This is a genomic window from Agromyces bracchium, assembly GCF_009709675.1.
In the GTDB taxonomy this organism is placed as follows: domain Bacteria; phylum Actinomycetota; class Actinomycetes; order Actinomycetales; family Microbacteriaceae; genus Agromyces; species Agromyces bracchium.
The window spans coordinates 118,527-141,523 of record NZ_WMLB01000023.1 but is presented as its reverse complement, the minus strand read 5'-3'; the positions used below and the strand labels follow the sequence as shown (position 1 = coordinate 141,523).

Sequence of the window (22,997 nt, the reverse complement as noted above, 5' to 3'; positions counted from 1 at the left end):
CGGATGATCCGCGCCGGCCCTCGCGCGTTCCCGCGCGCTTCTCACATGCGCGCGTACTTCGCGCGGGCGAAGCAGTAGGCGCCGTACACGATGAGCCCCGCCCCGACGAGCCAGAGCAGGACGGTCCCGAAGGGCAGTTCGGCGAGGCTCTTCAACGCGGCGTCGAGTCCGCCGGCCTTCTCCGGGTCGTTCGTCAGCGAGGCGACGATCCAGAGCACGCCGACGACGCCGATCGCGATGCCCTTGGCGACGTAGCCGACGGTGCCGAGCGTGAGGATGCCCTTCCGCACGGGGTCGCCCGGCAGGGAGAGGTGCTTGGCGAAGCGCTGCGTCGCACCCCGGTAGACGAAGGCGATGCCCACGCCGAGGATGACGAGTCCGACGAGGACCAGCAGGAAGACGCCGCCCGGCGCCGCGAGGATCTGCGCGCTCAGCGTCTGCGACGACTGGTCGGAGTCGGAACTGCCGCCGAGCGCGTACACGAGCGACGTGATGCCGATCGAGAGGTACGCGATCGCGGTGCCGACGTACTTGACGCGGTGGCCCCACTTCTTCTTCGTGTCCGGATCGCGCTCGAGGAACGCCTCGGTGACCTGCCAGATCGCGAGGGCGAACAGGCCGAGCGCGATGATCCAGAGCAGCAGCACGCCGAAGGGCAGGCTCGCCACCTGCTGCATCGCGCCGCTCTGGTCCGCCTCGCCGCCGGCTCCCTGCGCGACCGAGATCGCAATGCCGCCGATGACGATGTGCACGATCCCGAGCACGACGAAGCCGACGCGCGCGGCGATCTCGAAGGCACGGGAGTTCTGCGCCGCGCTGGCCGCGGCCTTGCCGGTATCGGTCATCATCCGCACAGCGTAGCGACGGCGGAGGCACGTGCGTCAGGTCGCTGTTCGTGGTTGCGCGGGGCCGTGGACGAGTGGTAGTCGCACGCGCGGGCGACCGTCGGAGCCTTCCCGGAGCCGACGCCGGTCGTTCACCCGGCGGCTGCCGGGACGTCGGCCGACGGTCATCCCGTCCCGCGAGGCTCGGCGCATCCCTCCGGCCCGACGCGCGGGTCGTCCGTGCACTGAACGAGGAGCATCATGACCATCCCCGAACTCCGTCTCACCCCGGTCTCGCACGCGATCGGCAAGCGTTCGCCGGTGACCTGCCGGCTGAAGTGCGCCGACGCGTGCCTCGGCCCGGAGTGCAACACCTCCTCCAACGCCCACTTCCGCGACATCGCGTCGCAGGCGATCTCGCGCCGCACGGCCCTGGGCCTCGGCGTCGCCGGCGCGATCGGCCTCGTGTTCAACGGCGCGGTCGGCGGCGACGCCGCCCCGGCCTTCGCCGCGAAGCCCGGCACCGCGGGCCTGCCGTTCTCCCCGATCGACCCCGTCGGCCGCTACGTCGACGACTTCACGGTGCCCGACGGCTACCGCTGGCAGCCGATCATCCGCTGGGGCGACCCGCTGTTCTCCTCGGTCCCCGCGTTCGACTTCGAGGGCCAGACCGCCGCGGCGCAGGCGGGGCAGTTCGGCTACAACAACGACTACCTCGACATCATCGCCGACCCGAGCGGCAAGACGGGCGTGCTCGTCACCAACCACGAGTACGTCAACCCCGAGATCATGTTCGCGCCGACGAGCGACCCCGACGAACTCCGCGAGCGCAGCGAGATCTTCAAGGCGGCGATGGGCATGGCCGTCGTCGAGCTGAAGCGCGGTCGCGTCGGCGACCCGTGGACGTACGTCGTCGACGGCAAGCGGAACCGGCGCGTCACCGTCGAGACCACCTTCGAGCTCACCGGCCCGGCGGCCGGTTCGGATCTCGTGAAGACCACGGCCGACCCCGAGGGGCGCTGGGTCAAGGGCACGCTCGGCAACTGCGCCGGCGGCACCACGCCGTGGGGCACCGTGCTCTCGGGTGAGGAGAACTTCAACGGCTACTTCGCCTGGGCCGCGGACACCCCCGAGCAGGCGCGCTACAGCAACCGCTCGACCACGTCGACCGAGACGGGCTGGGAGCGCTACGACGAGCGCTTCGACGCGCACGACCCCGGCTACGTCAACGAACCGAACCGCTTCGGGTACATCGTCGAAATCGACCCGAGCGACCCCACGTCGACGCCGCTGAAGCACACCGCGATGGGTCGCTTCAAGCACGAGGGCGCGAACGTGACGATCGCCGAGGACGGCCGCGTCGTGGCCTACATGGGTGACGACGAGCGCAACGACTACCTGTACAAGTTCGTCTCCAAGGGCCGCTACACGGCGGCGACCTCGACGAGCGCGCGCAAGAAGAACATGCGCCTGCTCAGCGAGGGCGACCTGTTCGTCGCGAAGTTCTCGGGCAACTCGCCCGCCGGCGAGATCACCGGAGCCGGCGACACGCCGAACGACGGGGCATTCGACGGCACGGGCCGGTGGATCGCCCTGACCCGCAACGGCGAGAGCGTCGTCCCGGGCATGACCACGGCGCAGGTCCTCGTGTACACGCGACTCGCGGCCGACCTCGTCGGAGCGACGAAGATGGACCGCCCCGAGGACGTCGAGCCGAGCCCGCTCACCGGCAAGGTGTACCTCGCGCTCACGAACAACTCCAACCGCGGCATCACCGTGCCGGTCGATGAGACCAACCCGATCACCGGCAACCGCTACGGCCACGTCGTCGAGCTCACCGAGACCTCGGGCCAGGCGGGCGAGACCTTCGGCTGGAGCATCCTGCTCCTCTGCGGCGACCCCGCGGTGACCGGCTACACGTACTTCGCCGGCTTCCCGAAGGAGCTCGTGTCTCCGATCTCCTGCCCCGACAATGTCGCGTTCGACTCCGAGGGCAACCTCTGGATCTCGACCGACGGGCAGCCGAGCACGATCGGCTACAACGACGGCCTGTTCCGCGTGCCGCTCGAGGGCGACCAGCGCGGCAACGTCCAGCAGTTCCTCTCGGTGCCGCGTGAGGCCGAGACCTGCGGCCCGGTGATCCACGACCGCGAGGGGCTCGTGTTCGTCGCCGTGCAGCACCCCGGTGAGAACGGTGCGGTCGGCGCGCAGACGTCGCTGTTCCCGGACTACGTCGCCGCGCACTCGGGTGACAGGGTCGCCGCGCCGCGGCCGTCGGTCGTGCAGGTCTGGCAGGGCTGAGCAGCCTGATCAGGGGGCGGTGACGGATGCCGCGGCATCCGTCACCGCCCTTCGTCATGCCGGGCGACGGCGGGGACGGGGAGCGCTGGCGAGCGCGACCCCCACGGCGGCGATCACGGCGAACGCGGCGTCGGGCACCCAGGTGCCGAGCGCGGCGACGTGCCATACGAAGAAGAGCGGCAAGGCCCAGAGGCCGGCGCGGACGACGCGGGAGTCGAGGCCGCCGATCGCCGCCGTGATGCCCAGCACCGACGCGAGGGCGCCGAAGGAGGCGATGAGCACGGTCGCCGGTGCCGGGAACGGGTCGTCGGCGAAGAGCGTGGACAGCGCGATCACGCCGGAGAGCGCGAACAGGGCGATGAGGACGCCCTGTCCGATGCGGACGCGCGCGCCGCGTCGCGCGCGCCGGCGTGGGGCGGATACCGGATCGACGTTCGGTGCTGCGTCGGCGCCCTCGAGATCGGTCTGGGCAGTGGACATGTTCATTCCCCTCTCGTGACCGCGAACCACGCGGCGGGTCGGTTGATCCGGGTCCCTCCCGGCGACGCCAGCCAATCGCGGTGCGCCGTGCGGGCGCACTGCGGCGAACCGCACGACCGCTGCGGTCGACCGCACGATCATGCGCGGCCGATCGGTGGGATACTGCGGGCATGCCTCGGATCCGGTCCGCGATCGGCGCGGCCGTGCTCGCCGCGACGGCCGCCGCCGCGCTGGTCGTCGTGGTGGTCACGGGACCGCTCCCGCTCGCCGAGACCGGCCCCACGCTCATCGTCCCCGTGATGTTCGTCCTTGCCGGCCTCCTCGGCCCGATCTGGCGGGGGAGTGCGTTCACGTGCGCCGCCGTCGCCGGCGTCGGGGTGCTGCACCTCGTGGCCCTCGCCGCCTCGGCGCTCGCGCTCGCCGATCCCGGACCCGGCCTCGCCTGGCACGTCGTCTCCCAGGTCGCCTTCGTCGCCGGCTTCGGTCTGCTCGTGCCCCTCGCCGCCGGCTACTCCGACGGTCCCGTCCCGGCGTGGTCGCTCCTCGTCCTCGGCTCCGGCGTGGCGATCCCCGTGTTCGCCGCGTTGGCCGGGCCGACTCCGGCGGTCCTCGACGGCACCACGATGCTCGGACCGCTCGCCGAGGTCCTGCCCCGCTGGATCGCCTCCGCGAGCGCGATCGTGTTCCTGCTCCCTGCGGCATCCGTCGTCGTCGGCCTCGTCCGGCTCCTGGGGGGCGACCGGGCGCTGCGTCGTCGGCTCGCCTGGCCGCTCGCGGCGCTCGCGGCGATGGCCGCGGTCGTCGCCGTCGGCGCCGCGTTCCAGTCGACCGCGGCGGGACTCACGACGGCGCTGTTCCTCGCCTCCTCGCCGCTCGTTCCGGTCGGCCTGATCGCCGGCGCCCGCGTGGACGACGACGCGGACGCGGACGCGGAGGCACGGCGACTGCGACGGGAACTCCGGTCGATCGCCGCGCGGCTCGAGGCCGCGTCGCGCGCACTGCCGGCCGAGCAGGCGGAGGCCGCCGCACCGGCGCCGCGCGCCGCCGACGCCATGGTCCCCGACCCACGACTGGATCGCCTGACCGACCGCGAGTCCGCGGTGCTCGCGCTCGTCGCGGCCGGACGCAGCAACCCGGCGATCGCACGCGAACTGCACGTGTCGCTCTCGGCCGTGGAGAAGCACGTCAATGCGATCTTCCAGAAGCTCGGACTGCAGCCCGGGCCCGACACGCATCGCCGCGTGGCGGCGAGCCTCGCGTACCTGCGCGATCGGCGCTGAGCGGCGCCGGGTACTCGCTCGACCCACGCGGATAGCGAACGGATAGTGCCCTGATGGAGCCTAGGAACATGAGAGGGGAGCACGCACCGCGCTCCCCGGCCGAGGGCGACGATCACCCGTCGCCCGCAGCAGAGTTCGAGAGGTGGAGGGAATGATGTTCGCAGCGACCACTGATCGCAGGGCCGTGCACCGGCACATCGCGGGAGGCGCGGCGGCGGCCGTGCTGCTGCTCACCGGGTGCGCCTCGTCGGGCGACGGCGGCCGGCCCGCGGCGACCGCCGCCGCCGGATCGGAGTCCACCGCCGAGGCGGAGTGGGACGACCCGATCTGGGAGGCCTACGGCGAGGAGGGGGAGTACATCGAGGAGATCGAGGGTGTCGCCGCGGACTTCCCCGCGCAGTTCCCGCTTCCGGACGGGGAACTCGCGTACTCCAGCGTGGCCCCCGGGGTGTGGGACATGATCTTCGAGATGGACGAGCCCGAGCCGCAGGCGGAGCAACTGGCCGAGCGGATCGGCGAGATCGTTCCTCAGGTCTGGAACGGCCCGCTCCGCGGCGGCGACGAGGGCGAGCGCTGGGGCTTCGTCGACGACGACTTCGTTGTCGCGCTCGAGGTGCGACCCGGCCCCTTCCCGCCGCCGATGGTCGGAATCACCGTCCTCGAGCGGTGACCCGATCAGGTTGACGCGTCCGTTGCCGCGGCCCACACTGCCAGCATGACCGTGTGCGTGCTCGGTCCCCTCGACACCGGCGGGCCGGCGCTCAGTCCGAGGGAGCGGACCATCCTGTCCGCCCTGGTGGTGCGGCGCGCACGCTCGGTCTCACCTGACGAGCTGGCCGACGCGTGCTGGGGCGAGCGGCCCCCGCAGACGTGGACGCAGCAGGTCCAGAACGCGATCGCGAGGATCCGCTCGCGTCTCGGCAGGGACGCCGTGCTCACGGTCGGGGGCGGCTACCGACTGGGAGTTCCCGACGGCGCGGTCGACGCCGTGATGTTCGAGCGCGAGGTGTCGCGGGCGCGACGCTTCGGGTTGGAGGGCGCCCACGATCGTGCCGCCGCAGCCTATCGCCGCGCGCTCGACCTGTGGCGGGGCGATCCCTACCCGGACGTCTCCGATTGGCCGCCGGCGCGCGCCGAGGCGATGCGTCTCGCCGAGATCCGCGCCGACGTCGAGGAGGAGCTCCTCGACGCTCGGCTGCGTCTCGGTGAGGACGCGGCGGTCATCCCGGATGCCGAGCGGATGGTGCGGGAGGCCCCGTTGCGCGAGCACCGCTGGGCCGTCCTCGCCCTCGCGAACTACCGGGCCGGGCGGCAGGCCGAGGCGATCGGGGTCCTCCGCTCCGCGCGCGGGCGGATCGTGGAGGAGCTGGGACTCGACCTCGGCGACGAGCTCCGGGGCCTCGAGGTCGACATCCTGCGCCACGACCCCGCACTCGAGTCGGACGCCGGACTCCCGGGCGGGCGGCCGGGCGGCGCTGACGAGTCGTGCCCGTACCGGGGCCTCGCCGCGTACGACGTCGACGACGCGGCCGTGTTCTTCGGACGCGACCGAGACGTCGGAGCGATCCTCGCCCGCGTCCGGCCCGGAGCGGTCGTGACGATCGTCGGCCCGAGCGGGTCGGGCAAGTCCTCGGTGCTGCGTGCCGGCGTGGTGCCGCGGCTGCGCGAGCTGGGCCGCCGCGTGGTCGTCATCACTCCCGACGAATCGGGCCTGGCCGAGCTCCGCGACACGGTGTCGGGCGATCCCGCCGCGCTCGCGGTGGATCAGGCGGAGGAACTGCTCGAACTCCCGGGAGACGAGCTGCGCGAGCTCGGAGCGCTCATCCGCTCCTGGCTCGATGCCGGCGGCAGCATGGTCCTCACACTCCGCTCGGACTTCCTGGACCGGGCCAGTGCGGTCCCGGTGATCGGCACGGCGCTCGGACAGGACGTCTACGCCCTCGCCCCGATGGACGAGGACGGACTCCGTCTCGCGTGCAACGGGCCCGCAGAGGCTGCGGGACTCTCGCTCGAGGCCGGATTGGTCGAGGTGATCCTCCGCGACGCCGGGAACCGGGCCGCGATCCTCCCGGCGCTGTCCCACGCACTGGCGGCGACGTGGGGCCGTCGCGACGGCGCCACCCTCACGCTCGAGGGATACGACGCAGTCGGCGGGATCGCCGGCGCGATCGCCCGTTCCGCCGAGCAGGTCTACGGCGCCCTCGGCACCGAGGGACGAGAGGTCTGCCGCTCGCTCATGATGAGACTGGTCGAGCGCACTCCCGAGGGTGCGACCGTTCGTCGGCGCGTGCCGCTGGACACGCTCACCGGCGGCGCCACGCGCCGCGCCGTCGTCGAGTCCCTGGTCGCGGCGAGGCTCGTCACCATCGACCGCGACTCGGCGATCATCGCCCACGAGGCGGTCGGTCGGGCCTGGCCGCGGCTCGATGCGTGGCTCGACGAGGATGCGGGAGACGCGCGGATGCTGCGTCGGACCGAAGCCGCCGCAGCCGCATGGGACGACGCCGGGCGACCCGACGACGAACTCATGCGCGGTGCGAGCCTGCAGGCGACCGTCGAATGGCGGGAACGCACCGCTCCGGGGCTCACGAGCACCGAGTCCGACTACGTCACCGCGTCGCTCGCCGCGCACCGCGACGAGGTGCGGGAACTGGAGGACCGCGCGGAACGGGAGCGGGCGATCAACCGCAGGCTGCGCGTCGCACTCGCGGTCTCGGCGATCCTCGCCGTGATCGCCGTGATCGCCTCGGGCGTCGCGGTGATCCGGAGTGCGGACGCCGAGGCCGCCGCTGAGCAGGTCCGCATCGAGGCGCTCACCTCGGCGGCGTCGAGCGCGGCGACGGATCGGGAGGTCGCGGCGCTCGTCGCCGCGGAGATCCACCGGCGCTGGCCCGAGGACCCTCGTGCCAGGGTCGCGCTGGAAGGGGCCCTCGGCAACGCGGACGGGTTGGTGCGCACGGTGAGGTTTCCCGATGCCGTGAGCGTCGCCGCGGCGGTCGTCCCCGGAACCCGCACGGCCCTCGTCGTCGTCGATCCGGCCGTGGAGGACGCTGAGCCCGCCTCGACCACGATGATCCTCGACCTCTCGACCGGCGGGGTTGTGCGCGAACTGGACGTGGACCTGACCTCCCTCGGGGGCGAGGCGGCTCGCCGCGTGAGCCGTTCCGCTGCCCCGTACCGCCAGGTGATCGTCAGCGACGACGGGTCGACGGCGCTGATCCATACGCGTCGCCCCTCGTCGGCCGAGCCCGAGTCCTGCTGCGTGAGCGACCTCGTCGGCGTGCCCCTGCGGTCGAGCGGGTTCGCGCTCGAGGCGACGACCCTGGACGTGGATCTCAGGGATCGCCCCGTGCTCGCGCCCGACGGCCGCACCGCCTACCTGCTCCTGCGGGGCGCCGGCGAGCCGGCGATGCTCGAACTGACGACCGGCCACCTCATCCGCCCTCTCGAGGCCGCAGCGGCATCCGAGGTCGGGGTCGGCCTCCAGCGGATCGCACTCGTCGACGGCCGCTTGTACGGCGGCGCCGGCGACCACCTCCGCGTCTACGACGCCGAGTCGCTCGCGCTCACCGGGGCCATCGACCTTCCCGTCGAGGGGAACGCCTCGATGACCTCGCTCCTCCTGGCGTCGGACGGGACCGGCGGGGTGCTGGTGATGTCCTCCGACCGGGCGGCGCGCATCGGCGTCCCATCGGGCGAGGTGAGCTGGGTCCGGACGGACCTCCGATGCCGGACGGTCCTCGTCCATCGGGGATCGGGCTTCCTCTGCAGCCGCGTGGACGGGATCTGGTCGTACGACCTCGACACCGGGCAGCCGCTCCGCCGGATCCTGGAACCGCTTGCGTCATGGACGTCCACGATGTACTGGATCGCGGGCGCCGCCGAGGTCGTGACGGTGACGCGCGATCCCGCCACGATCCGGCGCTGGCGGCCGGACGGCGGGATCGTCGTCCGCGACCTCGACGCCATGCGCGACACGGCGTGCGCCCTCGCCTCGCGTCAACTCACGAGGACGGAATGGGCGGACCACTTCGGCGACGAGCCGTACCGGCGCACCTGCCCCGACGTGCCCTGACCGGCCGCGGTCGCCCGTTCACGACAACGCGACCGCCTTCGCCGCGCGCTCGCCCGACTCGACCGCGCCGTTGAGGAACCCGTAGTAGTAGACGCTCGTGTGCTCGCCCGCGAAGTGCACGTTGCCCTCGGGCACCGCGGCGACGCCGAAGAGCTCGGTGTACTGGCCGGGGCGCTGGCACGTGTAGGCGCCCTTCGACCAGGGGTTCGCCCACCAGAAGTCGCGGTACGAGCGTCCGGTGTAGGCGGTGGTGACGCCCGGGAAGATCGGCTCGAGCTGCGCGAGGTAGGCGTTCACCTGCGCGCCCGGGGCGACGCCGAAGGGGTCGCCCTTCCACGCCTTCACCTGGTCGCCCGCCGGGAAGAAGTTGAAGACGCCCGCGGGCAGGGGCTGGTCGGCCGTGTCGTCCCAGCCGCACTGGAAGCCCGCCTTGTTCGTGTACGTCGCGCCGCCGTAGCCCTGCTCGACCCACGGCCGACGCGAGAGCTCGACGTGGATCTTCGAGTTCGCGCCGAGCCCGACCTCGGCGATGGCGCGGCGCTTCAGCGCCGAGAAGCCCGACTGCGAGAGGTCGCAGTCCTTCAGCGTCGTGAAGGGCAGGGCGAGGATGGCGCGGTCGGCCACGACGTCGACGGTGGAGTTGCCGGAGCGGAAGCTCAGCCGGACGGTGCCGTCCGCGAGCTGCGCGACCGCGACGAGCTCGCGGCCGTATTGCACCGTGCCTGCCGGCAGCTGTTCGATCATCCGCGAGATCAGCAGGTCGTTGCCGCCGCGCACGCTGTACTTCTCGTCCGCGCCGTTCACGGGCGAGAGGCTGTTCTGGGAGTTCCAGCCGAGGAGGTAGACGAGGTTCAGCGCGGACTGCTCGTGCGGCTCGAGGCCGTACTCGGCCATGACGTTCGACTGCATGAGCTTCGCGAACGGGCTCGCGAGCCCGCCGGGGACCTTCTGCTGCAGCCATTCGTCGACGGTCATGCGGTCGAGCGCGATTCCGGCCGCGGTCTGCGAGTCGTACGTCTGGCAGTACGGCGCGGCCGCGAGATCGGCCTTGAACGCCTGGTAGACGGCGCCCCAGTCCTCATTCGCGTCGTCGTACGGGTAGTCGACGCCGTCGATCCAGTACTTGTCCTCCCACCCCTGGTAGCTGCCGCCCGCCACGACGTCGAGGCTCAGGCCGAGGTTGGAGGCGAGGTTGCGGGTCGCGTTGTGGTCGGTGTTGATGAGCGCGCCGCCGTGCTCGACGACGAAGCCGTTCGAGAAGTGGTCGCGCAGCGACCAGCAGCGGCCGCCGGCCCGGGTGTTCGCCTCGTATACCGTCGACGCGATGCCCTTGACGCGCCACAGCCAGTGCGCGGCGCGGAGCCCCGCGAGACCGGCGCCCACGATGGCGACGCGCGGTGCGGTGGGCTTCGCGGCGCTCGCCGCGTGGGCGGGGCCGGCCATCGCCAGCGCGGCCCCGAGTGCCGCGCCCGAGCGGAGCAGTGCGCGGCGCGAGATGCCGTGCGCGCCGGGCGGGCCCTCGGCCGCGCGGCCGAGCACGTCGTCGACGGGCACGCCCGAACGCTCGGATTCCGCGTGGGCGCGGAGGATCCGGCCGATGCGTGCCGACGTGGGAGTGGTGCCCATTCGTCCTGCCATGATGAGCCTCGCGATCCGGTAGGTGTGGGGAGGAGCTACTCCTCGTGGTGCAGGTGGTCCCGGTGCTTCTCGGCCTGGTGCTGGGCGGTCGGCATGTCGATGGGGCCGGTGACCGACCGCTCGTCGACCCAGCACTCGATGCCCGAGACATCCGGCAGCCGGTCGCGCGTGAAGACGGGATCGCGACCCTGCCTGCGCTGGTGGGTGTAGTCGCGGAGCAGCCGGAACGCGATGCCGGAGAGCAGTGCGATCGCGATGAGGTTCACGAGCGCCATGAGCCCCATGACGCCGTCGGCGGTGTTCCACACGAGGTCGGATGCCGCGACCGAGCCGACGAAGATCGCGACGACGACGAGCGACCGGTAGGTCGTGAGCAGCCACGGCTTCGGCGAGATGAACTCGATGTTCGACTCCCCGTAGTAGTAGTTGCCGAGGATCGAGCTGAACGCGAGCAGGAACACGATGATCGTGAGCAGGATGCTCGCCCACGGCCCGAGGTTCGCGACCATCGCGTCCTGCGTGAGACCGATGCCGCGCTCGGCGCTCGCGAGGTCGGGATTCGAGACGAGGATGATGAACGCCGTGATCGTGCAGACCAGGAACGTGTCGAAGTAGACGCCGAGGGTCTGCACGAGACCCTGCTTGACCGGGTGGGTCACGGCCGCGCTCGCGCCCGCGTTCGGCGCCGAGCCGAGGCCGGCCTCGTTCGAGAACATGCCGCGCTTGACGCCCGTGAGGATGATCGTGCCGAGCGTCGCGCCGACGACCTCGTTGAATCCGAACGCCTCGGTGAAGATCGAGGCGAACACCTCGGGGAGCCGCGTGATGTTGAGGGCCACGATGATGAGCCCGACGAGCAGGTAGAGCAGCGCCATCAGCGGCACGACCGCCTGCGTGACGTGGGCGATGCGGCGGACGCCGCCGAAGACGACGAGTCCGGTGAGCACCGCGAGCACGGCGCCCGCGATCCAGGCGATCCACTCGCCGCCGCCCTCGGGTGCGACCGCGCCGGTCAGCGACGCGCTGATCGTGTTCGCCTGCAGCGACGAGAACGCGAACGGGAAGCAGACGATGAGGATCACCGCGAACAGGATGCCGGCCCAGCGCGCCTTCAGCCCGCGCTCGATGTAGTACGCGGGCCCGCCGCGGAAGCCGTCCTTGTCGCGCACCTTGAAGAGCTGGCCGAGGCTCGACTCCACGAACGCGGAGGCGCCGCCGATGAAGGCCATGAGCCACATCCAGAAGATCGCGCCCGGCCCGCCGATCGCGATCGCCGTGCCGACGCCCGCGATGTTGCCGACGCCCACGCGCGAGGCCGCCGAGATCGTGAAGGCCTGGAAGGCGGACACCGACTGCGGCTCGCCCGACTCGTCGCGCGGCGTCTTGTCGGTGAGGGTCCGGAACATCTCGGGGATGAGCCGGAACTGCACGACGCCGGAGCGCACCGTGAAGTAGAGGCCGAGCAGCACCACGACGGGCAGCACGATCCAGGTCCAGAGCGTGTCGCCCGCGGCGAGCACGAGGTCGTTGAGCGCGTCCATCCCGCAAGCATGGCAGCGATCCCGAGCGAACCTCGGGAACCCGGCCGAATCGGCGTGGTCGAGCGGGATCCCATCGTCGGAGCGTTCGGGCGGACGCCGCATCATCCGCTACGCTTGAGTGTTCCGCCCGAGAGGGGGAGGCGGACTGAGAGCTGAATAGAGGAGGCCGTAATGGACATCGACCTCAGCGTGCTCCGCATGATGGAGCGCGAGAAGGAGATCCCGTTCGACGAACTGGTGCAGATCATCGAGCAGGCGATCCTGATGGCCTACCTCAAGCACACCAACCCCGGCCAGCACGGCCACGCGAACCCCAAGGGCGCGCGCGCCCACCTCGACCGGAAAACCGGTCACGTGTCGATCTTCGTCCCCGAGTACGACGAGGAGGGCAACGTCATCGGCGAGGCCGAGGACAGCCCGAGCGACTTCGGCCGCATCGCCGCCTTCGCCGCGAAGCAGGTGATCAACCAGCGCCTGCGCGACATCGCCGACGACGCCGTGCTCGGCGAGTTCCGCGGTCGCGAGGGCGACATCGTCGCGGGCATCATCCAGCAGGGCCCGAACCCGCGCATGGTGCACATCGACCTCGGCACGGTCGAGGCGATCCTCCCGCCCGAGGAGCAGGTGCCCGGCGAGGAGTACCCGCACGGCCAGCGCATCCGCGTCTACGTCACGAGCGTCGCCAAGGGCGCGAAGGGCCCCTCGATCACGGTCTCCCGCACGCACCCCGCGCTCGTGCGCAAGCTCTTCGCGCTCGAGGTGCCCGAGATCGCCTCCGGCGTCGTCGAGATCGTCTCGCTCGCCCGCGAGGCCGGTCACCGCACGAAGATCGCCGTCCGAGCCAACCAGCCGGGCGTGAACGCCAAGGGCGCCTGCATCGGCGAACTGGGCCAGCGCGTGCGCGCGGTCACCGCCGAACTCGGCAGCGAGAAGATCGACATCGTCGACTGGAACGAGGACCTCTCGACCTTCGTCGCGTCGGCGCTCTCACCGGCCAAGGTGACGAGCGCCTACGTGATCGACGAGGGCACCCGTGCCGTGCGCGCCCTCGTGCCCGACTACCAGCTCTCGCTGGCCATCGGCAAGGAGGGCCAGAACGCCCGCCTCGCGGCCAAGCTCACGGGCGCGAAGATCGACATCCAGCCGGATTCGATCCTCGACCAGGCGTGAGGCGCGCCGCCCGCGCGGGCGGCGGTCGGAAGACGCCCAGCCGGGAGGTGTAGGATGGAACCCGTCAGAACGTGCATCGGATGCCGTTCGCGCGCCCCGCGGTCCTCGCTTCTGAGGGTCGTCGCCCAGCACACCAGAGTCCTCGCCGATACGTCGGCGGTGCTCCCCGGGCGTGGCGCGTGGCTGCATCCGAGGCTCGAGTGCTTCCGACTCGCCCAGCGACGGCGCGCCTTCGGGCGCGCGCTTCGCGTGAGCGGCGAGCTGGACACATCCGATGTAGAGAACAGGCTGAACGGCTAATGGACAACTCATGAGCGGCTCGAAATGAGACCCGTCCGCCATTGATGGTCCGCCCCTGTCCCGGGGTCGGACCCGGAACAGGAGAGAAGTGGCTGCCAAACCACGCGTACACGAGATCGCCAGCGAGCTCGGCGTCGACAGCAAGGTCGCGCTCGAGAAGCTGAAGGAGATGGGCGAATACGTCAAGGGCCCGTCGTCCTCGATCGAACCCCCCGTCGCACGTCGCCTGCGGGCTGCCCTCGAGGGCGCCGGCGCGGCGAGCAAGCCCGCAGCGGCGCCGAAGCCCGCTGCGGCCAAGCCCGGCCCCAAGCCGGCGCCGAAGCCCGCGGCCGCGCCGCAGGCCGACGCTCCCATGAGCGTCGCCGAGCGCCAGGCCGAGGCCGAGAAGAAGGCCGCGGCCGCGGCCGCCGAGAAGGCCGCATCCGACACGACGCCCGCCCCCGCGGCATCCGCGGAGACCCCCGCGCCGTCGGCACCCCGCCCGGGCGGCGCGCCGAAGCCCGGCGCTCCCAAGCCGGCCGACGTCGCGCGCCCCGGCGCGCCGAAGCCGGGCCAGAGCGCGCCGCGACCGGGCGGTCCCCGCCCCGGCGCGCCCCGCCCCGGCAACAACCCCTACTCGAGCTCCCAGGGCATGGGCCAGCGTCCGAGCCAGCCGCGTCCGGGCAACAACCCGTTCTCGAGCTCGCAGGGCATGGGCCAGCGTCCGACCCCCGGCAACATCCCGCGGCCCCAGCCCCCGCGTCCCGGCTCGCCGCGCCCCGGCGCGCCGCGTCCGGGCGGTGGCGGTGGCGGTCGTCCCGGCGGCTTCCAGCGCCCCGGCGGCGGTGGCGGCGGCGGCCCGCGTCCCGGCGGCGGCGCCGGCGGCGGCTTCCGTCCGGGCGGCGCGCCCGGCGGCGGCTTCGCCGGCCCGCGTCCCGGTGGCGGCGGTGGTCGTGGTCGTGGTCCCGGCGGCGGTACCGCGGGTGCGTTCGGTCGCGGTGGCGGCAAGAGCAAGGCGCGCAAGTCCAAGCGGACGAAGCGGCAGGAATTCGAGATGCGGGAGGCCCCGTCGCTCGGCGGCGTGAGCGTCCCGCGCGGCGACGGCAACACCGTCATCCGCCTGCGCCGCGGTGCCTCGATCTCCGACTTCGCCGACAAGATCGACGCCAACCCCGGTTCGCTCGTCACCGTCCTGTTCCACCTCGGTGAGATGGCGACGGCGACCGAGTCGCTCGACGAGGCCACCTTCGAGGTGCTCGGCGCCGAGCTCGGCTACAAGATCCAGGTCGTCTCCCCGGAGGACGAGGACCGCGAGCTGCTCGAGGGCTTCGACATCGACCTCGACCAGGAGCTCGAGGACGAGACCGACGAGGACCTGATGGCGCGACCGCCGGTCGTGACCGTCATGGGTCACGTCGACCACGGTAAGACGCGCCTGCTCGACGCCATCCGCAACGCGAACGTCGTCGCGGGCGAGGCCGGCGGCATCACCCAGCACATCGGTGCGTACCAGGTGCACACCGAGCATGAGGGCGTCGACCGAGCGATCACCTTCATCGACACCCCGGGTCACGAGGCGTTCACCGCCATGCGTGCCCGCGGTGCGCAGGTGACCGACATCGCGATCCTCGTGGTCGCGGCCGACGACGGCATCATGCCGCAGACGGTCGAGGCGCTGAACCACGCCCAGTCGGCGAACGTGCCGATCGTGGTCGCGGTGAACAAGATCGACAAGCCCGATGCCAACCCCGGCAAGGTGCGCCAGCAGCTCACCGAGTTCGGCCTCGTGGCCGAGGAGTACGGCGGCGACGTCCTGTTCGTCGACGTCTCGGCCCGCGAGAACATCGGCATCCAGGAGCTGCTCGACGCGGTCCTCCTGACCGCCGACGCCGGGCTCGACCTGCGCGCGAACCCCGACAAGGACGCGCGCGGTGTGGCCATCGAGGCCAAGCTCGACAAGGGCCGCGGCGCAGTGGCGACCGTGCTCATCCAGTCGGGCACGCTGAAGGTCGGCGACGCGATCGTCGCCGGAACGGCCTACGGCCGCGTCCGCGCGATGAGCGACGAGAACGGCGAGCCCGTGGACGCCGCGACGCCGTCGCGGCCGGTGCAGGTGCAGGGCCTCTCGAGCGTCCCGCGAGCCGGCGACACCTTCCTCGTCACCGAGGAGGACCGCACGGCCCGCCAGATCGCCGAGAAGCGCGAGGCCGCCGAGCGCAACGCCCAGCTGGCCAAGGCCCGCAAGCGGATCTCGCTCGAGGACTTCACGCGTGCGCTCGAGGAGGGCAAGGTCGAGGCGCTCAACCTCATCATCAAGGGCGACGTGTCGGGTGCCGTCGAGGCGCTCGAGGAGTCGCTGATGAAGATCGAGGTCGACGACTCGGTCCAGCTGCGCATCCTCCACCGCGGTGTGGGCGCCGTCACCGAGAGCGACATCGACCTCGCCACGATCGACAACGCGATCGTGATCGGGTTCAACGTCCGCCCCGACGTGAAGGCGCGCGAGCGCGCGGCCCGCGAGGGCGTCGACGTGCGCTTCTACAACGTCATCTACAACGCGATCGACGACATCGAGAACTCGCTGAAGGGCATGCTGAAGCCCGAGTTCGAAGAGGTGCAGTCGGGTGTCGCCGAGATCCGCGAGGTGTTCCGCTCCTCCAAGTTCGGCAACATCGCCGGTGTCATCGTGCGGTCGGGAACGATCACGCGCAACGCCAAGGCGCGCGTCATCCGCGACGGCGTCGTGGTCGGCGACAACCTCGCGATCGAGTCGCTCCGCCGGTTCAAGGACGACGTCACCGAGGTCCGCACGGACTTCGAGGCGGGCATCGGCCTCGGCAAGTACAACGACATCCAGGTCGGCGACGAGATCGAGACCATCGAGATGCGCGAGAAGCCGCGGGCCTAGGCCCTCGGTGCGGGGCCCCGTTCGTCGACACGATGAGCGGGGCCCCGACCCCTCCACCAGAACCGAAGGGACCGCTCCGGGCGAGACCGCAGCCGCGGCATCCGGGGCGGAACGGAAAGGCAGGCCATCATGGCCGATCCGCAGCGGGCCAGGAAGCTGGCCGACCGCATCAAGGAGATCGTCGCGCGTCGCCTCGACAAGGGCCTGCGCGATCCGCGCCTCGGGTTCGTCACGATCACCGACGTCCGCGTCACCGGCGACCTCCAGCACGCCAGCATCTTCTACACGGTCTACGGCACCGACGAGGAGCGCCGCGACTCGGCGCTCGCGCTGAAGGCCGCGACCGGGATGCTGCGGAGCGAGGTCGGGCGCAACATCACCGCCCGGCTCACGCCGACGCTCGAGTTCATCGCCGACGCGATCCCCGAGAACGCCCAGCACATCGAGGACCTGCTCCGCGAGGCTCGCGAGCGCGACGCCGAGACCACGGCGCTCGCCGCCGGCGCGCAGTACGCGGGCGACGCCGACCCGTACGTGACGCCGCGCGATCTCGACGAGGGCGAGGACGAGTTCGACGAGGAGTCGGCGGCCCGCTGATCGCGCGGGGCCGTCGGGATGCGCTCCGGCGCTACCAGGCCGCCGCCGGCCGACCCAGCAGTGCGTCACGCGCCTCGTCCATCCGCATACGGAGTGCCGCGATGAACGCGACCGCGGTCGGCTGGCGCAGCGCCTCGGGGCGGCAGACCAGCCAGTAGGGCAGGCGCTCCTCGACCTCGTCGGGGAAGAGCCGGACGAGGTCGTCGTGCGGGTCCGCGAGGAACGCCGGCAGCAGGCCGAAACCCGCGCCCGCGCGGGTGGCGTCGACGTGCACGTACACATTGGTGCTCGACACGGCGTCGACCATGCCGCGCGTGGATCGCCGCGCCGCGTCGAGCGCGTCGACCTGCAGCATCGACTCGATGAAGTACACGAGCGGCTCGCCGGCGAGGTCGTCGACCGATGCCGGCGTGCCGCATCGGGCGAGCAGGCTCCGGCTCGCGTAGAGCCCCAGGACGTAGTCGCCGAGGTGGATCGCCTCGGCGCGGTGCACGTGCGGGCGACCGACCACGACCTCGAGGTCGACCCCGACGCGCTGCTGCGCGGCACGGCGGGTCGCGGCGACGACCTCGAGCGAGACATCCGGATGCCGCGCGCGCAGCGCCGCCATGGCGGGCGAGGCGATGAACCCGCTGAAGCCGTCGGTCGCCGAGAGGCGGACGACGCCCGCGAGCGTCGGCTCGTCGGGGGAGAGGCGCCGCATGGCCTGCTCGACGTCCTCCGCGGCGGCGAGCGCGTGCTCGCCGAGCGGGGTCAGCACCCAGCCCGCGGCACCGCGGACGAGCACCCGGCCTCCGAGCGCCTGCTCGAGCGCGTCGATGCGTCGGGCGATGGTCGTGTGGTTCAGGCCGAGCCTCGTGCCGGCGCCGGTGTAGCGGCCCTCGCGGGCGACGGCGAGCAGGACGATGAGGTCGTCGGCGCTCGGCGTCCGGCGTGGCGGTGCGGCTGGCATCTGTGCAGTTTCGCACATCGCGGGTGCGAGGTTCGTCATTGGACTGCACAGGCATGCACGCGAGACTCGTCCGGTGACGCGCCAGCGTCCGACCCCCATCACGTTCCATGCAAAGGAGCATCGAATGACCCAGGCACCCGCACGGGACGCCGCCGCGAACCCCGCGACGTCGGGCCTCCGCCGCGTCGTCACCGCGTCGATGGCCGGCACCGTCGTCGAGTGGTACGAGTTCTTCCTCTACGCCTCGGCCGCCACCCTCGTCTTCGGCACGACCTTCTTCCCGCCGTCCGACGACCCGTACGCCGGCATCATCGCCGCATTCCTCACGTACGCGGTCGGGTTCATCGCCAGGCCCCTCGGCGGCATCGTGTTCGGCCACCTCGGCGACAAGTACGGCCGCAAGAAGCTGCTGCAGTTCAGCATCATCCTGATCGGCGTCGCGACCTTCCTCATCGGCTGCCTGCCGACCTACGCGCAGATCGGACTCGCCGCACCGGCGCTCCTGGTCCTGCTCCGGTTCCTGCAGGGCTTCGCGCTCGGCGGCGAATGGGGCGGCGCCGTCCTCCTCGTGGCCGAGCACAGCCCGTCCGAGCGTCGCGGCTTCTGGGCGAGCTGGCCGCAGGCCGCCGTCCCGGTCGGCAACCTGCTCGCCACGCTCGTGCTGTTCGTCCTCAGCTCGACGCTCTCCGACGAGGCGTTCCTCGGCTGGGGCTGGCGCGTCGCGTTCTGGCTCTCCGCGGTCATCGTGCTCATCGGCTGGTACATCCGCACCAAGGTCACCGACGCGCCGATCTTCCTCGAGATGCAGGCCGAGCGCGACGCCGCCAAGGCGACGAGCTACGGGGTCCTCGAGGTCATCAAGCGCTACCCGCGCGGCGTCGTCACCGCGATGGGCCTCCGTGTCGCGGAGAACATCCTCTACTACGTGGTCGTCACCTTCTCGATCGTGTACCTCACCCAGGTCGTGAAGGAGGGCACGGCGAACACGCTGCTCATCCTCGTCGCCGCGCACGCCGTCCACTTCGTCGCGATCCCGATCGCGGGCAACCTCTCCGACCGCTTCGGCCGGAAGCCCGTCTACGCGGCCGGCGCGATCCTCGGCGCGACGTGGGCGTTCTTCGCGTTCCCGCTCATGAACACGGGCAACCCGATCGTCATCTGGGCGGCCATCGCCCTCGGCCTCGTGTTCCACGCGCTCATGTACGCGGCGCAGCCGGCGATCATGGCCGAGATGTTCCCGACGCGCATGCGCTACTCGGGCGTCTCGCTCGGATACCAGGTCACCTCGATCTTCGCCGGATCGCTCGCTCCGATCATCGCCACGGCCCTGCTCGGGCAGTACGGCTCGAGCGTGCCGATCGCGATCTACGTCGCCGTCGCCTGCGCGATCACGCTCGTCGCCGTCGCGGCGGCCCGCGAGACCCGCGGGCTCGACCTCCGCGAGGTCGATGCCGCCGACCGGGCGCGCACCGAGGCGACCGCGACGGTCGGCTGACCCGTGCGGCCGCGGCGCGGCCGAGCAGCGAGACGGATGCCCCGGGGCCGACGCCCCGGGGCATCCGTTCGCCCGAGCCGCACGCGACCGGCCCGACGCCCCTGTCGTGCGCGAGGGAGCGGGCGGTACACTGCGGGCGTCGGCGGTGCCCGGTCGGCGACCCGGATGCGGGTGGTCGCGGCGCGCCGGCGGGAGGAGAGCGCATGTCGAGCGTCGCACGACCGGTCATCATGGTGGTCGCACGCGAGCCCGGCGCGCGCACCTCCGTCGTCACCGAACTCGAGCGCCGCTACACGGTCGACTACGCCGTCGTTCCCGTCCACGACGACCGGGAGGCGGCCGAACGCATCGACGCGCTCGCCGACGAGGGCGGCCAGCTCGCGCTGATCCTCGCCGACCGGGCGGGCGATCTCGACGGGCGCACCGTCTTCTCGCACGCCCGCCGCCGGTTCCCCGACGTCCGGCGCGGACGCCTCATCGAGTGGGGGCAGTGGGGCGATTCGGCCGTGCGCGAGGAGATCCTCTCGCTCATGGCCGCCGCCGAGCTGGAGTACTACGTCATCCGCCCGTGGCACTCGCCCGACGAGTACTTCCACCGCACGATCACCGAGTTCCTGCTCGAGTGGGAGCGCTCGATCGGCCTGCGACCACGGGAGGTCGCGGTGATCGGACGGGCGGGGATGCCGCGCACGCACGAGCTCCGGAGCCTGCTCGCCCGGGGCGGCATCCCGCACGAGTGGCTCGAGCCCGGGTCGGACGCCGCGCGCGAGCGACTGTTCGCGGTCGGCGTCGAGGAGGAGTTGCCGGACGTCCCGGTCGTGCTGCTCCTGGACGGCCGGGTGCTCCTCGACCCGGGCAACGCCGAGCTCGCCGCCGCGTACGGGCTCACGACGACCCTCGACGGCGAGGCCGACGTCGTGGTCGTCGGGGCGGGGCCCGGTGGGCTCGCCGCTGCGGTGTACGCGGCATCCGAGGGCCTGGACGTCCTCGTCGTCGAACGCGAGTCGATCGGCGGACAGGCCGGCTCCAGCTCGCTCATCCGCAACTACCTCGGCTTCTCGCGGGGCATCTCGGGGTCGGAGCTCGCGCAGCGGGCCTACCAGCAGGCGTGGGTGTTCGGGGCCCGCTTCGCGCACGCGCGCGAGGCGGTCGGCATCGAACGCGATGCCGACGGATTCCGCGTGCGCGTCGCGCCCGAGGACTGCATCCGCTGCTCGTCGATCGTCCTCGCGACGGGGGTGTCGTACCGCCGACTCGACGTTGATGAACTGACCCCCTTCGAGGGCGCCGGCGTGTACTACGGGGCTTCGGCGATCGAGGCGCAGGGCATGGCCGGGCGACACGTCACGATCATCGGCGGCGGCAACTCCGCCGGACAGGCGGCGCTGCACCTGGCCCGGTACGCGGCATCCGTCACGGTGCTCGTGCGCGGCACGGGGCTCGCCGCCAGCATGTCGCAGTACCTCATCGACCAGCTCGTCGCGCAGGGCGTCGCCGTGCGCACGCGCGCCGAGGTCGTCGGCGGGGGCGGTGACGGGGTGCTCGAGCGCATCCGCGTGCGCGACCGCGACACGGGCGAGGAGCGCGACGTGGAGTGCGGCGGGCTCTTCGTGCTGATCGGTGCGGCACCGCGCACCGAATGGCTGCCGCCGGAGATCCTGCGCGACCGCTGGGGGTACGTGCTCACCGGGCCCGAGGTCGTCGCCGAGGGCGAACGCGCGAACTGGCCGCTCGAACGCGAGCCGTTCCCGCACGAGACGAGCGTGCCGGGCGTGTTCGCCGTGGGCGACGCACGGCGCGGCTCGGTCAAGCGCGTCGCGTCGGCGGTCGGCGAGGGATCGGTCGTGGTGTCCTCGGTGCACCGGCGACTCGCCGAGGTCGAGACCGGCACGGTGGAACCGGCGTCCGCGGCGACGCTCGGCGTCGCATCGCCCGTGCCGGAGCCACCGGCTCCGCCTGCCCCGCCGGCCGAGGATGTCGCACCGCCGGCCGCGCCGACCCCGCCGGCTGATGATGCCGCGCCGACCGCGGCGCAGGGTTCGGGGGCATCCGGGCCGTGAGCGGGCTCGCGCCCGGCACGGGTCCGACGGCACCGCCGCCGACCGCCGGGCGGGTCGCGTGGGCGATCGTGCTCCTCGCGATCCCGCTCGCCGGGCTCGCGCTCCTCATCGCCCGCCCCGGGCTCGACCTCGAGTGGGAGCATCAGCCGACGCACTTTTGGCTCGTGCTCGCGGCCGGGACCATCAACGCGGCGCTCGCGTGGGCGGTCGCCGCGGCGGCGCGCCTGCGCCACGACGCACGACTCGTCCTGGTCTCGCTCTCGTTCCTCGCCGCGGCCGGGTTCCTCGCGCTGCACGCGCTCGCGACGCCGGGCGTGCTGCTCGCCGGCAGCAACACCGGGTTCGCGCTCGCGACGCCGGTCGGCCTGACGATCGCCGCGGTGTTCGCCGGGTGGTCGAGCGCCGACCTCGACGGCGCGCACGGCGCGCGCGTGCTGCGACTCGCGCCCTGGCTCGTGGCCGGGCTCGTCGCGGCGATGCTCGCCTGGGGCGCGGTGTCGCTGCTCGAGATCGGGCCGTTCGCCGAGACGCCCCCCGAGCGCATGACGATCCCCTTCGCGCTGCTCGCCATCGTCGGGCTCGCCTGCTACGCGGTCGCCGTCGTCAGGTACCTCCGGATGCCGCGGCACGCCGCCTCGCCGCTGCCGCTCGCGTTCGCCGCCGCGTTCACCCTCCTCGCCGAGGCCGAGATCGCGGTCGTGTTCGGTCGCAACTGGCACCTGTCGTGGTGGGAGTGGCACGTGCTCATGCTGGCCGCGTTCGTGGTCATCGTCGTCGCCGCGCAGCGCTCGTGGCGGGAGGAGCGCTGGGCGGGTCTCTACACGCGGGACACCGCCGCCGGCGAGCGCGAGGTGTCGGTGCTCTTCGCCGATCTCGAGGGCTTCACGAGCTTCTCGGAGGCGCACGATCCGGCCGAGGTCACCGCGACGCTGAACGCGTACTTCACCGACGTGATCCCGCCCCTCGTCGAACGCTACGGCGGTCGCGTGGACCGGTTGATCGGCGACGCCGTCATGGTCGTGTTCGAGGACGCCGCCTCGGATTCGTCGCACGCGCGCCGGGCGGCCGGCGCGGCGTTGGCGCTGCAGCGGGCGGCCGCCGCGGTGCAGGCCGCGCATCCGAACTGGCCGCGGTTCCGCGTCGGCGTGAACTCGGGAGTGGTCAACGTCGGGATCCTCGGCACCGGTGGCGGCCGCACGTACACGGTGATCGGCGATGCGGTCAACGTCGCCTCCCGGCTCGAGGGCTCGGCGCCGGTCGGCGGCGTCGCGATCGGAGCGGACACCGCACGCCGGCTCGGCGCGTCGGCCGTGCTTCGCCCCCTCGGCGCCCTCCAGGTGAAGGGTCGTCGGGCGCCGGTCGAGGCGTTCGAGTTGATCGGACTCGACGAGGAGTAG

At 72.3% G+C, this 22,997-nt stretch carries 16 protein-coding genes; 11 read left to right on the top strand and 5 right to left on the bottom strand.

Annotated features, from left to right (window positions below):
- Window positions 1-41: 41 nt before the first annotated feature.
- The gene (locus GJ743_RS10170; protein ID WP_328289042.1) at window positions 42-848 is read right to left on the bottom strand and encodes a DUF1206 domain-containing protein; all 807 of its coding nucleotides are present in this window, start codon (window positions 846-848) and stop codon (window positions 42-44) included.
- A gap of 237 nt (window positions 849-1,085) precedes the next feature.
- On the opposite strand from GJ743_RS10170, the gene GJ743_RS10165 reads away from it, so the two are divergent.
- The gene (locus tag GJ743_RS10165) at window positions 1,086-3,125 is read left to right on the top strand and encodes a PhoX family protein (protein WP_155051818.1); all 2,040 of its coding nucleotides are present in this window, start codon (window positions 1,086-1,088) and stop codon (window positions 3,123-3,125) included.
- Between the two features lie 54 nt (window positions 3,126-3,179).
- Here the strand turns inward: GJ743_RS10165 and GJ743_RS10160 are convergent, their stop codons facing one another.
- Window positions 3,180-3,605 carry a hypothetical protein gene (locus tag GJ743_RS10160; protein ID WP_155051817.1) on the bottom strand — a complete coding sequence of 142 codons (426 nt, stop codon included), beginning with the start codon at window positions 3,603-3,605 and terminating at the stop codon, window positions 3,180-3,182.
- Between the two features lie 170 nt (window positions 3,606-3,775).
- Between GJ743_RS10160 and GJ743_RS19590 the strand changes: the two genes are divergently transcribed.
- From GJ743_RS19590 to GJ743_RS10145, 3 genes are all read left to right on the top strand, one after another.
- Window positions 3,776-4,885, top strand: a complete 1,110-nt coding sequence (locus tag GJ743_RS19590; RefSeq protein WP_230386703.1) for a helix-turn-helix transcriptional regulator — start codon at window positions 3,776-3,778, stop codon at window positions 4,883-4,885.
- 151 nt (window positions 4,886-5,036) lie between these two features.
- The gene (locus GJ743_RS10150; RefSeq protein ID WP_155051816.1) at window positions 5,037-5,555 is read left to right on the top strand and encodes a hypothetical protein; all 519 of its coding nucleotides are present in this window, start codon (window positions 5,037-5,039) and stop codon (window positions 5,553-5,555) included.
- A 45-nt stretch (window positions 5,556-5,600) separates the two neighbouring features.
- Window positions 5,601-8,960 (top strand): nSTAND1 domain-containing NTPase, encoded by a 3,360-nt coding sequence (locus GJ743_RS10145; protein WP_155051815.1) that lies wholly within the window; start codon window positions 5,601-5,603, stop codon window positions 8,958-8,960.
- An 18-nt stretch (window positions 8,961-8,978) separates the two neighbouring features.
- Here GJ743_RS10145 and GJ743_RS10140 read toward each other — a convergent pair whose 3' ends face one another.
- Both GJ743_RS10140 and GJ743_RS10135 read right to left on the bottom strand, forming a co-directional pair.
- Window positions 8,979-10,586: a flavin monoamine oxidase family protein gene (locus GJ743_RS10140; protein ID WP_196216976.1), complete on the bottom strand. Its 1,608-nt coding sequence runs from the start codon at window positions 10,584-10,586 to the stop codon at window positions 8,979-8,981.
- A 47-nt stretch (window positions 10,587-10,633) separates the two neighbouring features.
- Complete coding sequence (locus tag GJ743_RS10135) at window positions 10,634-12,139, bottom strand: alanine/glycine:cation symporter family protein (RefSeq protein WP_155051813.1); 1,506 nt, start codon at window positions 12,137-12,139, stop codon at window positions 10,634-10,636.
- Between the two features lie 171 nt (window positions 12,140-12,310).
- On the opposite strand from GJ743_RS10135, the gene nusA reads away from it, so the two are divergent.
- The 4 genes from nusA to rbfA all read left to right on the top strand — a co-directional run bounded on the left by nusA (window position 12,311) and on the right by rbfA (window position 17,093).
- Window positions 12,311-13,309: a transcription termination factor NusA gene (gene nusA / locus GJ743_RS10130; protein ID WP_155051812.1), complete on the top strand. Its 999-nt coding sequence runs from the start codon at window positions 12,311-12,313 to the stop codon at window positions 13,307-13,309.
- A gap of 54 nt (window positions 13,310-13,363) precedes the next feature.
- A complete protein-coding gene (locus GJ743_RS10125) occupies window positions 13,364-13,609 on the top strand; it encodes a YlxR family protein (protein WP_155051811.1) in 246 nt (81 codons plus the stop codon).
- A gap of 88 nt (window positions 13,610-13,697) precedes the next feature.
- Window positions 13,698-16,496, top strand: coding sequence for a translation initiation factor IF-2 (gene infB, locus GJ743_RS10120; RefSeq protein ID WP_328289041.1), 2,799 nt, complete (start codon window positions 13,698-13,700; stop codon window positions 16,494-16,496).
- 129 nt (window positions 16,497-16,625) lie between these two features.
- Complete coding sequence (gene rbfA / locus GJ743_RS10115; RefSeq protein WP_155051809.1) at window positions 16,626-17,093, top strand: 30S ribosome-binding factor RbfA; 468 nt, start codon at window positions 16,626-16,628, stop codon at window positions 17,091-17,093.
- A 31-nt stretch (window positions 17,094-17,124) separates the two neighbouring features.
- Here rbfA and GJ743_RS10110 read toward each other — a convergent pair whose 3' ends face one another.
- Window positions 17,125-18,045 carry a LysR family transcriptional regulator gene (locus GJ743_RS10110; RefSeq protein WP_155051808.1) on the bottom strand — a complete coding sequence of 307 codons (921 nt, stop codon included), beginning with the start codon at window positions 18,043-18,045 and terminating at the stop codon, window positions 17,125-17,127.
- 124 nt (window positions 18,046-18,169) lie between these two features.
- Here GJ743_RS10110 and GJ743_RS10105 point away from each other — a divergent pair, with 124 nt between their 5' ends.
- The 3 genes from GJ743_RS10105 to GJ743_RS20175 all read left to right on the top strand — a co-directional run bounded on the left by GJ743_RS10105 (window position 18,170) and on the right by GJ743_RS20175 (window position 22,997).
- Complete coding sequence (locus GJ743_RS10105; RefSeq protein WP_155051807.1) at window positions 18,170-19,540, top strand: MFS transporter; 1,371 nt, start codon at window positions 18,170-18,172, stop codon at window positions 19,538-19,540.
- 203 nt (window positions 19,541-19,743) lie between these two features.
- Window positions 19,744-21,600, top strand: coding sequence for an FAD-dependent oxidoreductase (locus GJ743_RS19985; RefSeq protein ID WP_155051806.1), 1,857 nt, complete (start codon window positions 19,744-19,746; stop codon window positions 21,598-21,600).
- On the top strand, window positions 21,597-22,997 hold the full coding sequence (locus GJ743_RS20175) for an adenylate/guanylate cyclase domain-containing protein (RefSeq protein WP_155051805.1): 1,401 nt from the start codon (window positions 21,597-21,599) through the stop codon (window positions 22,995-22,997). The genes GJ743_RS19985 and GJ743_RS20175 overlap by 4 nt, the downstream gene beginning before the upstream one ends.

Bases quoted from the DNA above. Each gene is read 5' to 3' on its own strand.
- GJ743_RS10105 (WP_155051807.1), top strand. From the start codon at position 18,170: ATGACCCAGGCACCCGCACGGGACGCCGCCGCGAACCCCGCGACGTCG.
- GJ743_RS19590 (WP_230386703.1), top strand. From the start codon at position 3,776: ATGCCTCGGATCCGGTCCGCGATCGGCGCGGCCGTGCTCGCCGCGACG.
- nusA (WP_155051812.1), top strand. From the start codon at position 12,311: ATGGACATCGACCTCAGCGTGCTCCGCATGATGGAGCGCGAGAAGGAG.
- rbfA (WP_155051809.1), top strand. From the start codon at position 16,626: ATGGCCGATCCGCAGCGGGCCAGGAAGCTGGCCGACCGCATCAAGGAG.
- GJ743_RS10125 (WP_155051811.1), top strand. From the start codon at position 13,364: ATGGAACCCGTCAGAACGTGCATCGGATGCCGTTCGCGCGCCCCGCGG.
- GJ743_RS10165 (WP_155051818.1), top strand. From the start codon at position 1,086: ATGACCATCCCCGAACTCCGTCTCACCCCGGTCTCGCACGCGATCGGC.
- GJ743_RS10160 (WP_155051817.1), bottom strand. From the start codon at position 3,605: ATGTCCACTGCCCAGACCGATCTCGAGGGCGCCGACGCAGCACCGAAC.
- GJ743_RS10140 (WP_196216976.1), bottom strand. From the start codon at position 10,586: ATGGGCACCACTCCCACGTCGGCACGCATCGGCCGGATCCTCCGCGCC.
- GJ743_RS10145 (WP_155051815.1), top strand. From the start codon at position 5,601: ATGACCGTGTGCGTGCTCGGTCCCCTCGACACCGGCGGGCCGGCGCTC.
- GJ743_RS19985 (WP_155051806.1), top strand. From the start codon at position 19,744: ATGTCGAGCGTCGCACGACCGGTCATCATGGTGGTCGCACGCGAGCCC.
- GJ743_RS10135 (WP_155051813.1), bottom strand. From the start codon at position 12,139: ATGGACGCGCTCAACGACCTCGTGCTCGCCGCGGGCGACACGCTCTGG.
- GJ743_RS10110 (WP_155051808.1), bottom strand. From the start codon at position 18,045: ATGCCAGCCGCACCGCCACGCCGGACGCCGAGCGCCGACGACCTCATC.
- GJ743_RS10150 (WP_155051816.1), top strand. From the start codon at position 5,037: ATGATGTTCGCAGCGACCACTGATCGCAGGGCCGTGCACCGGCACATC.
- GJ743_RS10170 (WP_328289042.1), bottom strand. From the start codon at position 848: ATGATGACCGATACCGGCAAGGCCGCGGCCAGCGCGGCGCAGAACTCC.